The sequence below is a fragment of the Sphingomonas sp. PAMC 26621 genome, assembly GCF_000251145.1.
In the GTDB taxonomy this organism is placed as follows: domain Bacteria; phylum Pseudomonadota; class Alphaproteobacteria; order Sphingomonadales; family Sphingomonadaceae; genus Sphingomonas.
This window is the reverse complement of the sequence record NZ_AIDW01000004.1, coordinates 280,734-295,266: the sequence shown is the minus strand read 5'-3', so window position 1 is coordinate 295,266 and position 14,533 is coordinate 280,734. Positions and strand designations below refer to the sequence as shown.

Genomic DNA, 14,533 nt, shown 5'->3' with positions numbered 1-14,533 from the left:
CCACGTCCTGGAAGCCATAGGCGGTCGGCACCGAGTAGTCCGTTGGTCCGATAGCGCACGAGCGCCATCGACGAGACCCGTGCAGCGCGCTTCTCGCAGGGCTCCAACGGCACCGCCGGCAGCGGTCGCAGCGCTGCGTGATCGGCCACCAGCCGCTCGCCGATCGTCTCGGCATGGCGGCCGGCATGATCGCGCTGCCGAGCGCGGCAGCGCTCTTCCAGCATCGCGTTCAGATCGTCGAAGCTGGCAGCGTGCGGGACCGGCACCATGAAGTTGGCGCGCGAGAACTTGACCAGCCCTTCGACCTTGCCCTTGTCGTTGCCCTTGGCCGGGCGCGCGAAGCGATCGCGGAACAGGTAATGGCTGCACAACTCGGTGAAGGCACGGGTGCGGTCGCGCTTCCCGTCGCCCAGGATCTTCGCCACCGCGATCGTCGTGTTGTCGTACAGGATCGACAGCGGCACGCCGTCGAAGAACGCGAACGCCGATACATGCCCGTCGAGGAACGCCTCGGTGGTCTCGCGTGGATAGGCCTTCACAAAGCAGGCATCCGACTGCGGCAAGTCCATGCACAGGAAGTGGATCTTCTGGCGCACGCCGCCGATCACGCCGATCGCCTCGCCAAAATCCACCTGCGCATGACCCGGCGGGTGTGCCAGCGGCACGAACGTCTCGCGCCCTCGTGCCCGGCAGAGCCGAACATGATCCTTCACCACGGTATATCCGCCGGCAAAGTCATGCTCATCGCGCAGCCGTTCGAAGATCCGCTTGGCCGTATGCCGCTGCTTCGCCGGCGCTGTTAGGTCCGCTTCCAGGATCGCATCGATCACCGGCAGCAGCAGCCCCAACTTCGGCTTCGCCGCCGGCTCCTTGCGCGTATATCCCGGTGGGAGCGAGAACCGGCACATCTTGGCCACCGTCTCCCGGTTCAGCCCGAACACCCGCGCCGCCTCGCGACGGCTGTGACCCTCCACGAACACGAAGCGCCGAACGGCGGCATAGCTCTCCACGGCAAACATCCCCGGCCGCTCCCCAAAAAGAGCAGCCTACCAACGGCTGGATTTTACTCCGCCACGCTCAGCACCGCGCCGGCGTTCCGATGGCCTGCTTTGTCACCGCCGCATCCATCATCCCCATGATCGGCATCCTCAGGGTAGCCCCAGCCTCCACGCCCCCATTTGGAGCCTTCAGCTTCCTCAAGGTCATAGGCGGGCCGCACCTTGTGGAACCTCAGCCGCGCAAGGATTTGAGTGTGACTGTAGAGCCCGGGAAGCTCGTCACGGATGGCACGGCTACTCTTGACGTTGCCGTTGGCGTCCAAATGCCCACCAGCGTCGATGTAACTGGCGAAGGCCTTAGCCTTGTCACGCGGCCTTAGACCCGCCCCATGCCCGACGTTGACCACCCGAGCGAGGACCTGAGCGGCCTTAAAGTCCATCGGTGCCACAAGGGCCTCAATGGCCTCACGGCTTAGGCTCCGCGCCGCCGCCAGCCGGTGGAAGCCATCCACGACGCACAGCGCCCGCCCAATCCGAGCCACCTTGATCGGGGGGACATCCTGCCCGTCTGTCATCGCCCTAGCCAACGCTTGGACGTGCACCTTCCGCAATGGCCCATCCCGCATCTGAAGGGCCTCAAGTTCCTTTACGGACGCGACGGCCAAGCGTTGTGGTTTCCAGTCATGATCCATTACAGCACCCCCTTGAGTGCCTTACCGCCTGCAAATGTGATAATATCACATAGCGAGGTAATTCTAACTCTGCCCAGGCACAAGCCGCCCGAATATCCCGCCCCCGTCACGCCCCCACACCGCGCTGCAAGTTGATACGAGCCAACAGGTTCCGCACTGACGAAGCGTGCCACCGACCGCCACGGGCCGTCAGAATGCCATCAGCGTTCAAGGCCGCTGCGATGCCCCCCAGCGACACTACGCCGTCAGCCCGCAGCCGCTGGACCGTAGGGACCAACTCAGCGGCCCGTGCGGTGGCGTTAGCCGTGACGGCCTCCAGGGCCGCTGTGTTGCCTTTCCCCGCCCGCTTGAAGGCCGCCGCGCCGTTCGGATTGCCCAGCCGCTGCCCACGGGCCTTAGCCGCCGAAAGGGCCTCACGGGTCCGCGTAGAGATGGCCTTGCGCTCGGACTGCGCCACGAGGGCCATGATGCCCACCGTCAACTCATTGGCGTCCGGCATGTCAGCCGCAACGAACCGGACCCCACTGTTCTGCAACGTCAGCAGAAACACCGCATCACGGGAAAGCCGATCCAGCTTCGCGATCACAAGGCGGGCACCCGTCAGCTTCGCCCGGTCCAGGGCCTTCAGCAGCTCGGGCCGATCCACCCGCTTGCCGCTCTCAATCTCTTGGAATGGCGGAGCGATTAGCTCCCATCCCCGAGCAGCGCAAAGCCCCTCAACGGCGGCCCGCTGCGCATCGAGCCCCAGACCAGATGCACCCTGCCGAGCCGTGGAAACGCGATAGTATGCCACAGCCCGCTCGGTCATCATCAGGTCCCTACAAATCCCTCTGACGTTCGTTAGGCGGATATGTATGGGCAGTCAATCTGCTTCTGACGGCCTGTTGATGATTGAGGAAGGGCGAGCGAACAGGACGGCCTGAAGGGGGCTAAAGGCTGTGGGTCATAACGCCCTTTCGGGTCCCCACGCCTTTAGCCCCATTCATTCCTACCAGCTCTTAGGCTTCGGTAACGGCTTAGGCGCATAGGGATCAACAGTGCCAGCTTTACCCGTATATGGATTGAGGTTGCCCTTCGACGACCAATTGTCCGTCGTCGTGGAGTTCGGAGCAGTACGGACGCTTGGCGGAACATAGACGCCTTCGCGAGTTACATGGCCCCGCACGTTGACGGTCCCTTGCGCAAAAGCTGGCGCGGCCATGAGCGAAAGCGTTAAAGCGCCGATTACTAGCATTTTCATTGATCGTCTCCCTGTTGAACTATCCTGTTGTCACAGGTCTTGCACGGAAACACCACACCGATATTGATGATCAAAATTAGTGTCGGAGGGGTCGACTAGCGTAGCGGGCTAATGTCGCCGAAGGAAGGCCTGCACGACCCTATCGCTCGCAATGTCCCCCACGCCCCGACCGTCGTCCGCCAGGCCCCCTCGGCACCGCACGGCCCCTGACGATCCCCGCGCCCGCGAACGGCCGCCAGCGCCTCCCCGTCGAGAAAATGGCAATGCCTTTTCGCCGGGTCCCCTTTTCCCTTTGATATGGTTCCAGCGAAATCCTGGGAAAATCGGCTCGGCCTCGACGGGTTCGCTGGCTCGCTATTGCGACAGCTCGGACTCTCGCTGCATCCAGCCGCCCCCATAGAACTAGTTCTACCCCCAACCAGAGAACTGGCAACTCAGCCGCGAAAATGAAGGCTACTTCGCCAGTGGGAATAAAGGCCATATTCCCCGTTCGTTCTCTTGCGTTTCCGCAAGGCCAGCTTTGCCCACGCGTCGCTGCGCACGCTCGGTTTCGCGACACCGCGAGCGGGCGGAAATTAGCGACGAACCGAGTCCCCGAACTGTCATTTATTGTATTGCGTGATGGGCGCGATGGGCACAACGTGTAGGGGTCAGGTTCGGGGCGAACCCAAGAAGTGGTAACCCCCGGTACTGGACACGGTAGGAAGGGTCTCGCAAGAGGCGCAGCGGTATCGACTACCACGATGCGCGCATGTCTTGGGTTGGTGCCCAGCCCTTCCTACCGTCCTTTTATTGATACCCCCCAGTTTCCTAGAACTGCAAGCACCATTTTGCGCAACTCAACCCATCCCCGTTGTCGGATCGGAGGCTGCCGCGACGCTAACGATAGGCGCGGGTCCCCTTGCCGCCTAGCCGGTTCCAACCTCTCCAAAAGCACCTAACTTCCGAAAGCCCTCCCCCGCTTTTCAGAGGCTTCGGGTCCCATTTGCAAGGGTGGTAAATTAGCCGCGCCATGACCGCCTCTGCGCCCCCGAACCGCACTCAAAAGTCGCCCAAAAACCAACCATTCCCGAAACTGCCCGCAAGCCATTGTGGTTATTGGGAATAGTCGGAACAGGGGCCATTACTGCTGACTATTGAACAACCGGCGGATGCTGCGAGCCTCAAATGGCCGCCTTCACGACCGGGAGTTCCGCCGCTTGACCCGGTGTGTGAGAGGCGAGCCCCCATGGTGACTTATAGCTGCCGTGGGGGCCGCTGGCTGCGCATGACCGGGCCGCCTCTACCCTCCACACAAATGGTCAATCCCCACACATGACACCCGACCCCAGGCTATCACGCCTTTACGGTTCCTTCGACCCCAACGTCCCGCACGGCTCACCCCTCAGCCCGGTGACAGACCCCCGGCTTACAGGGCTACAAGGGGCCTTCGCCCCGCAGGCCCCGCAGGACTCCTATGAGGCCCTTCAGCCCCTTCAGGCCCCAACTGCCCAGCTCACGCCAGCACATGCCCCAGCGACTCCCCAGGGACTCCCACAGGCCCCTCCAGCAGCTACAGGTTCCATCGACCGCAAGAAGTACCGCCCGTTCGATAAAGAGAACCGCTCTCAGGCCCTCTTGGCAATCGGCACCGGCCTCCTCTCGCACCCCGAAAGTTTCAGTGCCGGTATCGGCGCAGCCGGTGAGAACCTCGGACAGCTCCGCAAGGGCTACCAGGACCTCCAACGCAAGAGCGTGACGACGGGGGGCCCAGACGACGCCTTCCAGATCACTATCGACCCGGTAACGGGCCAGCGGACATACGAACCCATCGCGGCCGTCACCGGCTACCTCCAGGACAAGGCTCGCGCCGCCAAGGCTCCAGCGGCCCCGAACGCAGCCGACAACGTGAAGATGCGCGGGTCCACCATGGCCGCCATCCTTCAGCTACCGAAGGAACAGCAGGCGCAGGCCTACAGCGACTTCAGGGCCGATAGCGCCCGGCTAGGATATGACCTCGGACTTCCCCAAGAATGGGACCCCAGCGTTGCCGGAGCGATGGCGGGCCAGACCGTCAGCCCAACCGAGCGCATGACCGACGCCCGCGCCCGTGCAGCCGGGGACCGAGCGACCGCAGCGGGAGCCCGAACGCAAGCGAACGCCGACCGCAACTACGGCCTTGCACAGCAGCGCCAGGGCCTTGCGGTGCAGAAGTACCGTTCGCCCCCATCGACCCGTAAGCCACGACCGGCGCAACAGCAGCTTCCTTCCAGCGCTGTATTGGTGAATTGATATGACCGACCAAACCTACCGTGAAGGCCAGAAGGCCCGCCTCAAGTCAGGCGAAACCGTCGTTATGAAGGGAGGCCAATGGGTGAGTACGTCCCCGCAGGGCGCTGCGCCCTCCGATGCCGTCCTGCAACGTCAAGCAGCCGCTGTTCTCTCGAAAGAGCAACCCGCCGTTGACCTAGCCCATCGAAGTCTTGAGGCTCTCGACGAGTTCGACGGCATCAATAACCGACTGCATCCGCGCGGTGGCTTCCTGAACCACGTGGCTAACACAGTAAGTGGGTGGCTTGGGGATAAGGACCTTGCCCGGATCGACCAGCTTTCGAAGAACTTCGCGCTGCACCAACGGCAGCCAGGCTCCGGCTCCTCCTCCGATTTTGATCAGCGGATGTACAACGGCATGGTGGCAAGCGCCGACCAGCCTTACCAGACCAACGTGGATTTCTCCCGGACGGCCCGGAGCCAAGCGAACGACATCATCGCCAGGCACCAATTCCGCGACCAGTATCTCAGGCAGAACGGGACGTTGGTAGGCTCCGACGCGGCCTACGCTCAACGCAGGAAGCCCGCGCCTCCCTCGACCCGCGCCAAGCCCGTAGCAAGCGGATGGACGGTGGAGGAAATCAAGTAGGGGCAACCCCCGTCAGCAGTCGAACTATCGCCCCCAAAGGTCCCATATGGGTTCCTTTGGGGGTCTCTTTTCGCCTTACGCGGCGGATAGCCCCGCCAGACTCCGCAGAGAGTCGCCACAGGCCCTCGCAGCCCTCCCGGCACCAACGCGGCCCCAGAGGCTCTTGAGCGCTGTACGGGCCTCTAGGACCCTCGCAAAACCTCCTCCCGACATAGGGATGGTCTTTCGGCCACGCCCATGCTCGACACTAGCTATCACCGCCAGCGCCTCAGCGCTCAGCAACACGGCATGCCGCCGCCCGTATTCGTCGTGCTGGACCGCAAGATAAGCCCCATCGCCCATCCAGAACGCCATCCCGTCGTCCAGTTCAACGTCCATTACCGCTACCGGCTTCGCTACCTTTGCCATGTTATTATTCCCCGTCATTGACCCGACAAGGCCAAAGTGACGCTATCGCTTGGGAATGCAAATCAATAATGAAAGAAAACCGCAACTATTCGTTCTCAATATAGCGATACTAGCCGAGTGTAATGACCATTCCCAGACGCTCGGAAAGCCCCTCAGCGGCTATTGCCTATGGGCTCCATGGCACGCCAACTAGGTATAGTTGCCGATGGTAGATTATTTTTCATCTACATTAAATCGGGGCAACTTCTCTATCGCCACCGCCTTTGCAACGACTGACGGTCCACCGTAAGACCTTCCGGTAGTGGTCGGGGCGTGGCCTTGTATAGCGTCAGCCATCCGCTCCTCTATCCCAGCTTCATAGGACAGCGCCTTAAATAGGTGACGCCAGGCATGGTTGGGCTGAAGGCTCGGCTCTTTGATCCCGACGCCAGCCCGCACCCACTCGGCTAGACGCTCGCCGACCTTCTTGAAGTGGCGATTGCTATCCGACCGAACTCTTGTTCGCGATGGATCAAAGAAGAGTGGCCCCTCCGCCCGCCGCTGGACCACCGCCAGGAACCCCTGCTCAATGATGTGAGAGTGCAACGGTACAAGCCTTGCCGCCTTGCCCTTCACAGTACCCGCCTCCGGCGTGATCCGTAGGACCCAAACGCCATCTACAAACTGCACATCCTCTTTCCGAAGCTGGCTGATTTCGTTCACCCGAGCGCCGCTGTAGGCACACAGCCACGGTATCCACCGCCTTGCCAGGGCGTGACCGGGAGCCATTCGCGAACCGGCAGGGATTAGTGTGGCCGTGAGGATCGCCCGAGCCTCCTCCGGCGTGAATGCGGACTCTCTGAGCTTGGCCTCGCGCGGCACCCGGACCTTTACGCCGATGGCGACATTCTCGGGAAGCTTGCGTTCCTCCACCGCCCACGCGAGCATCGCCTTGATCGTTACAATGTACTTGTCCCGAACGGTGACAGGCTTACGAACCGCCCCATAGCGTGACGGCTCAGTCAACAGGTTGTCGCGCCATGCCATCAGATCGTCGGCCGTCAGCTTGGCTGCATCATCATGCCCGAGAAACCCGATGAGGAGGCGCACGTAGTTACGCCACTCCTCACGCACCCCCGGCGTCATGCCCTGGGCATTCGCATAGTTGTCGAAGGTGGCGAGCAACGGAACAGTCGGAACCACTTCGACCACCGGGACAGATGCGGCACGCTCCACCAACGGTGGCGGGGCGTCAGGCGTAGGGACCTCTAGCCCCTCCAAGCGTTTCTGCATTGCATCGCCCGCCGAGATAGCCGCATCGTTCAACGCCCTGCACAACAGCTTGAAGGGCGCGACAGCATCAGGTGCGACAGCCATTCCGAGCCCCTCAAGCAGGTCGAGGGCATCCTCCATCCAGATTACCAGAATGCCGTCGAGGTCCCCGTCACCCCGGAGCCCCCGGTAGATCGGCAAGCTCTCCGCAAGGCGGGCACGGGCCTTGTCGGCGAAACGCTGCGCCTCCCGGCCCTTCCACGTTACCACCACGGGGACTCCCCGGCGCTCTAAGTCCTGAGCGACGCTACGGTACAGCTCGCGCTCCTCCGTATCCCACCGGGCGTCATCATCCGCCTGTAGGAGCTGAACCCGAAAGGCCTCGGCTAGGTAGGCAATCGTCGCGGAGTCGAGTGTATCGAAAGCCCCCGACGCCTTCCTCTGCGCCATCGCCACGGTATCACGGTATCGGCCCTCAGCCTCCTCATAGCGTGAGAGGAAGCCCGGTGACCCCTCTAGCCCCAGCGAGACCTTAAGCTGCACGGGCTCACCAGCGATGTATGGCCGAAGGGCGATAGGGTACGCACGGCGAAAGCTCACGCGCCCGGTGCTGTGCTTGAGGATATGCTTCACGGTGATCCCCATCGGAGACTTTGTACCCTCGCTCTGTACGCGATGAGGCACCTAAGTCACGTATTTCCAGGGTTTCCGAAGGTATTCAAGCCTTTGCAAGGCTCTGGTGCCGCTTACAGGACTCGAACCTGTGACCCCCGCATTACGAATGCGATGCTCTACCAACTGAGCTAAAGCGGCACGCACGATGCCGGATCGGCGATCGTGGAGGCGGGCGCTTATCAAATGGCTTTGGCGCTGGCAAGCACCAACCCCGTTCGCCCGTGGAATTTTGCGATCCGCCACCCCTTTACCTCACGTTTACCACGCAGCGTGCACAAGGCTCCCGGTAACGGTCCCCCCGGGCCAGATAGGGCGTTTGCGCAATGGATCATGTTCGTGACTTCGATGACGGTCGGACCGGCACCGATGATTCGGGCCGCACCCTGCAGGAGGGGCAGGAGGCGGGCGGCGACGATCTCGCCGAGACGCAGATCGCGGTCGGCACCGACGAGCGACGGATGCATGTCCGTGCGTACAACTACTGGGTCTCGCTGCTCGGTGGCCGCGGCTATCCGTCGATCAACGATCTCGACCCGGGCACGATCGCCGATTTCGGGCCGCACAGCGTGCTGCTCGATTTCACCAAGGGTATCGAAAACCCCGGGATCGCCTATCTCGGCCGCGCCTTGCGCGAGGAATGTGCGCTGGATGGCAGCACGACGCATATCGCGCAGGTGCCGAGCCGCTCGCTGCTGTCGCGGCTGACCGATCATTATCTGCAGATCATCGCCAATCGCTCGCCGATCGGGTTCGAGGCGGAGTTCGTCAGCACGCGCGGCCACAATACGCTGTACCGCGGCATCCTGATGCCGTTCTCGTCCGACGAGGATACGATCGATTTCATCTACGGCGTGATCAACTGGAAGGAACTGGTCGACGCCGAGATGCAGGCGCGGCTTCACGCCGAGATCGAGGCGGCGCGAGTCACGCCACGGTCGACGCCGAGCGCCCCGGTATGGGCGGACGGCCCGAGCCACGCGCTGAGCGAAGCGGACACCGACGAAGACGACGATCGAAATCCCGTCGATTCGGACGACGCGGCCCCGCTCGAGGACGACTCCCCCGCCCGGCCCGAGGACAGCCTTGCCGACCGGTTGATGCTCGCGCAGCAGACCGCCGCCGCGGTCCGTGCAGCGGACACGCGCAGCCGCGCTACGCTGTATCGCGCGCTTGCCCGCGCGCATGATTTCGCCGCCGCCGCCGACGCCGATCCGCACGGTTATGAAACGCTGCTCGCGGCCGCGCGGATCGCCGTCCAGTTGCGCGCGCCGATGACCCCGGTCGTCAAGCTCGTGTTCGGGGCCGATTACGACAAGACCCGACTGACCGAATATGCCGCGGTGCTGGCCCACGCCCGGCGGATGGACGTCCCGACCGGCGGACTGATCGATTTTCTCGACGGGTTCGACGGCGGGATCAAGGGCGTGGTCAAGGCCGAGCGGCTCGCCCGCACGCCGACCGCCAGGCCGCGCAAGACCCCCTCCGCCATGCTGGCGAAGCGCCCGACGCTTGCCAGCGTCACGCTGTCCACCGCACCGCACGAGGGCGATTACGTCGTTCTGCTCGCGCGCTCCGGCGCACCCGGCACGCTCGATATCGTCGCGACGATCAGCGACGACAGCGCGCTGACCGAGCGCGCGATGCGCCGCGCGACCAGCTGAGAAATGTTGCACCGCCACAAGTCTTGAGGTCGCGGTGCGACCGGCGCATAGGGGCGCGCATGCCTAAGACCACGCTCAAATCGCTGTCGGATGCGCTTGCCGTCCGGCTTACCAAAGGTGCTCTCCCCGAAGAATTGCAGGGCTTTGGGGAGGCCGAGCGTGCCACCGCCGCCGGCTTCGTCGCCGCCACTGCCGAGCAGCGCGCACCCGCCACCGCGACGATCGCGCTCGAGCCGCTCCCGGCGACCGACCCACGCCGCCTGATGCGCCTCGCGATCGTCAACGACGACATGCCGTTCCTGGTCGATTCGATCGCCGCGACGATCGGCGCACACGATATTTCGATCGACCGGATCATTCACCCGGTGCTCCGCGTGACGCGCGATTCGGACGGCGCGCTGACCGAGGTCGACGAGGGTGCCGCCGAATCGATGATCTATATCGAGCTCGAACGGGTCGATGCGCGCGAGCGGCGCGAGCTCGTCACCGACCTTGCGAAGAACCTGGCGGATGTCCGCGCCGCAGTCGGCGACTGGCATGCGCTGCAAGACGCGCTGGCGGCGGATATCGCGACGCTGCCCGAGGGCGAAGGTAGCGCGCTGCTCGCCTGGCTGCTCGATCGCAACATGACGCTGCTCGGGCATCAGACCTGGTGGGGTACCGGGTCGGGCACCGCTACGAGCGATGCGGCCACCGAAGCGCAGGCGCTCGGCATCGCGCGCAACCCGCAACCCGTGCCGATCCTCGCCGAAGCGTCGCGCGTCCTTGCGGTGCGCTGGTTCGAGGATGGCGGCGAAGCGCCGCTGCTGCTCAAGTCCAACCTCATTTCGGGCGTCCACCGGCAGGTCCCGCTCGATCTGGTCCTCGTGCCGCTGCGCGACGGCGCGCGCGTCGCGGGGCTCTCGATCCATTCGGGGCTGTGGACCAGCGCCGCGCTCGGCGCAGCCCCCGAGGATGTGCCAGTGCTGCGCGCGCGGCTTGCTGCGCTCGAGGCGAAGTTCGGGTTCGATCCGAAGGGGCATACCGGCAAGGCGCTGACGCATGCGCTCGCCGCGCTGCCGCATGACCTGATCACCGGCTTCACCACCGAGGCGCTCGAGAATGTCGCGCTGACCGCGATGTCGCTGGCGGATCGCCCGCGGCCCAAGCTGGTGCTGGTGCGCAGCACGCTCGGGCGGCATCTGTTCGCGTTCGTGTGGCTGCCGCGCGACGACCTGACCACGGCGCGCCGTCTCGCGATCGGCGAGATGCTTGCCGAGGCCGCGAACGCGAGCGTGCTCAACTGGTCGATCGCGGTCGACGACACGATCGCGCTGATCCGCTTCACGCTCGACCTGCGCGAAGGCGGCGTGCTGCCCGAGACCGAGGCGCTGGATACGCGGATCGCGCGGATGGTGCGCGGCTGGGTTCCCGCGGTCGAGGCGGCACTGGTCGAGCAGACCGATGCCGCGCGCGCGGCGCGGCTTGCGCTCAAACATGCCGCGGGGTTCCCGCAGGGGTATCGCGCGGCCAACACCGCGGATGAAGCCGCGCGCGACATCGTGCGGCTGGCGCGGCTGGAAAACCCGGGCGACCGTTCGGTCCGGCTGTACCGCGACGAGCGCGGCGCGACCCGGCTCAAGATCTACCGCGAGGGCGGTGCGCTCGCGCTGTCGGATGCAGTGCCGGTGCTCGAGAATTTCGGCTTCCGCGTGATCGAGGAACTCCCCACCGCGCTGCTCGGCGACGAACAGGGGTTCGTCCACGAATTCCTCGTCGAGATGGGCGGGACTGTCCCCGATGCGACACTGCTCGAGGACGCGATCCGCGCGGTGCTCGAGAATCGCGCCGAGAACGATGCGTTCAACCGGCTGATCGTCGATGCCGGGCTGTCCTCGGAATCGGTGCTGCTGTTCCGTGCGTGGTTCCGCTATCTGCGGCAGGCGGGGCTGACCTATGGCCTCGTCACCGTGGTCGATGCGCTGCGGCGCGCGCCGAAGGTCGCCGCCGCGCTGGTCGAGCGGTTCACCGCCGCGCACGATCCGAAGCGCGATCGTTCGGGGATCGAAGCTGCCGATGCCGCGATCGATGCGGGGCTCGATGCCGTGTCCGCGATCGACGACGACCGTATCCTGCGCTCGCTGCGCAGCGTGATCGCCGCGACGCTGCGCACCAACGCGTTCGCGCCCGCCGGCCAGGTCGCGCTCGCGTTCAAGCTCGACAGCCACCTCATTCCCGGCCTCCCGGCGCCTGTTCCGTGGCGCGAGATGTGGGTCTATTCCGCGCGGATCGAGGGCATCCATCTGCGCGCCGGCCCGGTCGCGCGCGGCGGCCTGCGCTGGTCCGACCGGCGCGACGACTTCCGTACCGAGATCCTCGGGCTGATGAAGGCGCAGCGCGTCAAGAATGCGGTGATCGTGCCGACCGGCGCGAAGGGCGGCTTCTATCCCAAGCAGCTTCCGCCCGCGTCGAACCGCGATGCGTGGCTTGCCGAGGGGACCGAAAGCTACCGCGTGTTCATCCGGACCTTGCTGTCGATCACCGACAACATCGTCGAGGGTGCGGTGGTCCACCCGCAGGACGTTGTCGTGCATGACGGCGAGGATCCCTATTTCGTCGTCGCCGCCGACAAGGGCACCGCGACCTTCTCCGACGTCGCCAATGCGATCGCGCTCGAGCACGGCTTCTGGCTGGGCGATGCGTTCGCGAGCGGCGGGTCGGTCGGTTACGACCACAAGGCGATGGGGATTACCGCCAAGGGCGCGTGGGTCAGCGTCCAGCGCCACTTCGCCGAGCGTGGCACCGACGTCCAGACGCAGCCGATCCGCGTCGTCGGGTGCGGCGACATGTCGGGCGACGTGTTCGGCAACGGCATGTTGCTGAGCCACGAACTCAAGATCGTCGCGGCGTTCGACCACCGCCACATCTTCCTCGATCCCAACCCCGATCCCGCCGCCTCGTTCGCCGAGCGCACGCGGATGTTCGCGCTGCCGCGTTCGAGCTGGGCGGATTATGACGGCGCGCTGATTTCGGCGGGCGGCGGGGTGTTCCCGCGCACCGCCAAGGTGATCGCGCTGACCGACGAAGTCCGCACCGCGCTCGGCATCGCAGACCGCGAGATGGAGCCGGGCGCGCTGATCTCGGCGATCCTCAAGAGCCCGGTCGACCTGATCTGGTTCGGCGGGATCGGCACCTATGTGAAGGCACGCGCCGAGAACAACATCGCGGTCGGCGACCCGGCCAACGACCGGCTCCGCGTCGATGCCGAGGATCTGCGCGCGACCGCGATCGGCGAAGGCGCGAACCTCGGCGTGACGCAAGCCGCGCGCATCGCCTTCTCGGCGCATGGCGGGCGGATCAACACCGACTTCATCGACAATTCGGCAGGCGTCGACTGCTCGGACAACGAGGTCAACATCAAGATCGCGCTCAACCGCGAGATGATCGAGGGCCGCCTCGCGTTCGAGGATCGCAACGCCTTCCTCGCCGGGATGACCGACGACGTCGCGCATCTGGTGCTCGAGGACAATCGGCTCCAGACGCTCGCGCTGTCGATCGCCGAGGCGGGCGGGGCACAGACCGTGCCGAGCTATGTCCGGCTGATCGAGATCTTCGAGGCGGCGGGCTCGCTCGACCGCGCGGTCGAGGGGCTGGCGGGGAATGACGACCTGCTCCGCCGCTCGGCCGAGGGCCGCGGGCTGACCCGGCCCGAGCTTGCGGTGCTGCTCGCAACCGCCAAGCTTGCGTTGCAGGCGGCGATCGAGCGGTCGGGGCTTGGCCTCGCCGATGAATTGCTGCCTGATCTCCACGCTGCCTTCCCGGCAGCGATGCAGGAACGGTTCGGCAAGGCGATCGACGAGCATCGGCTGCGCGGCGAGATCGTCGCGACCAAGCTCGCCAACCGGATCGTCAACCGGATGGGCGTGCTCTACCCGTTCGAACTGGCCGAGGAAGAAGGCGCCGCGATGAGCGACATCGCGGGCATGTTCGTCGTAGCGGAACGTCTGTTCGACCTGCCCGCCTTGTGGCGCGAGATCGAGACGACCGACATGCCCGAGGCGGCGCGGATCGCGCTGTTCGACGAGGTCGCGGTGGCGACGCGCTCGCAGATCGCGGACCTGCTCCGCGCAACGCGGACCGGGTCGGGGCCGGGCGATACGCTCAAGCGGCTCGGCAAGGGCATCGTCGAACTCGACCGGCAGACCAAGGCGTTGCTGCTCGACGAGGCGAGCGCGCAGAGCGCGCGGATCGCGGGGGCTTTGGAAGCGGCGGGCGCGCCGGCCGCGCTGGTGCAGAAGGTCGTGCGGCTGTTCGAGCTTGACGGCGCGGTCGGGCTTGCCGATCTCGGCGACCGGCTTGAGATCGACGAGACCGTGCTGACGCGCGCGTTCACGCGGCTCGGGCAGGCGCTCGGGCTCGACTGGGCGCAGGCGAATGCGGCGCGTATCGATTCGAGCGACCCGTGGGAGCGGCTGCTGATCGCGGGGCTGGCGCGCGACTTCCAGCAATTGCGGCTCGAGTTCCTCGCGCGCTCGGCGGGGGGCAAGCGCGATCCGCAGGCGCTGGTCGAGACGTGGCTCGGCGACAATGCGGCGCGCGTCGCGCAGTTCAAGGCGGTGGTCGACCGCGCGCGGCTGGCGCCTGCGCCCAATGCCGCGATGCTGGCGCAGATCGCGGGTCAGGCACGGGTGTTGCTGGGGCGGTAGGCGCGGTTCCGGTTATCAGGTTCG

The 14,533-nt window shown here is 65.2% G+C and carries 8 protein-coding genes, 1 tRNA gene and 1 pseudogene; 5 read left to right on the top strand and 5 right to left on the bottom strand.

Going from position 1 to position 14,533, the window contains the following annotated elements:
* From istA to RI03_RS02635, 3 genes and pseudogenes are all read right to left on the bottom strand, one after another.
* Positions 1–1,019 (bottom strand): annotated as a pseudogene (istA, locus tag RI03_RS02645) (IS21 family transposase); the annotation flags it as partial.
* A gap of 44 nt (positions 1,020–1,063) precedes the next feature.
* On the bottom strand, positions 1,064–1,690 hold the full coding sequence (locus RI03_RS02640) for a ParB N-terminal domain-containing protein (protein ID WP_026046391.1): 627 nt from the start codon (positions 1,688–1,690) through the stop codon (positions 1,064–1,066).
* Positions 1,691–1,796: 106 nt separating this feature from the next.
* Positions 1,797–2,501, bottom strand: coding sequence for a recombinase family protein (locus RI03_RS02635; RefSeq protein ID WP_010214983.1), 705 nt, complete (start codon positions 2,499–2,501; stop codon positions 1,797–1,799).
* A gap of 2,046 nt (positions 2,502–4,547) precedes the next feature.
* Between RI03_RS02635 and RI03_RS02630 the strand changes: the two genes are divergently transcribed.
* From RI03_RS02630 to RI03_RS23395, 3 genes are all read left to right on the top strand, one after another.
* Positions 4,548–5,201 carry a hypothetical protein gene (locus RI03_RS02630; protein WP_026046389.1) on the top strand — a complete coding sequence of 218 codons (654 nt, stop codon included), beginning with the start codon at positions 4,548–4,550 and terminating at the stop codon, positions 5,199–5,201.
* Between the two features lies 1 nt (position 5,202).
* Positions 5,203–5,829 carry a hypothetical protein gene (locus RI03_RS02625; protein ID WP_010214980.1) on the top strand — a complete coding sequence of 209 codons (627 nt, stop codon included), beginning with the start codon at positions 5,203–5,205 and terminating at the stop codon, positions 5,827–5,829.
* 237 nt (positions 5,830–6,066) lie between these two features.
* Positions 6,067–6,258 (top strand): hypothetical protein, encoded by a 192-nt coding sequence (locus RI03_RS23395; RefSeq protein WP_138995583.1) that lies wholly within the window; start codon positions 6,067–6,069, stop codon positions 6,256–6,258.
* A gap of 192 nt (positions 6,259–6,450) precedes the next feature.
* On the opposite strand, the gene RI03_RS02615 is transcribed toward RI03_RS23395, so the two are convergent.
* Positions 6,451–8,121 carry a site-specific integrase gene (locus RI03_RS02615; RefSeq protein ID WP_238542202.1) on the bottom strand — a complete coding sequence of 557 codons (1,671 nt, stop codon included), beginning with the start codon at positions 8,119–8,121 and terminating at the stop codon, positions 6,451–6,453.
* Positions 8,122–8,225: 104 nt separating this feature from the next.
* A tRNA-Thr gene (locus RI03_RS02610) sits at positions 8,226–8,301 on the bottom strand.
* A 185-nt stretch (positions 8,302–8,486) separates the two neighbouring features.
* Between RI03_RS02610 and RI03_RS02605 the strand changes: the two genes are divergently transcribed.
* Together RI03_RS02605 and RI03_RS02600 are read left to right on the top strand one after the other, a co-directional pair.
* On the top strand, positions 8,487–9,824 hold the full coding sequence (locus RI03_RS02605; protein ID WP_010214975.1) for a PAS domain-containing protein: 1,338 nt from the start codon (positions 8,487–8,489) through the stop codon (positions 9,822–9,824).
* A gap of 59 nt (positions 9,825–9,883) precedes the next feature.
* Entirely contained in the window at positions 9,884–14,509 is a 4,626-nt protein-coding gene (locus RI03_RS02600; protein ID WP_010214972.1) for an NAD-glutamate dehydrogenase, read from the top strand.
* Positions 14,510–14,533 lie beyond the last annotated feature (24 nt).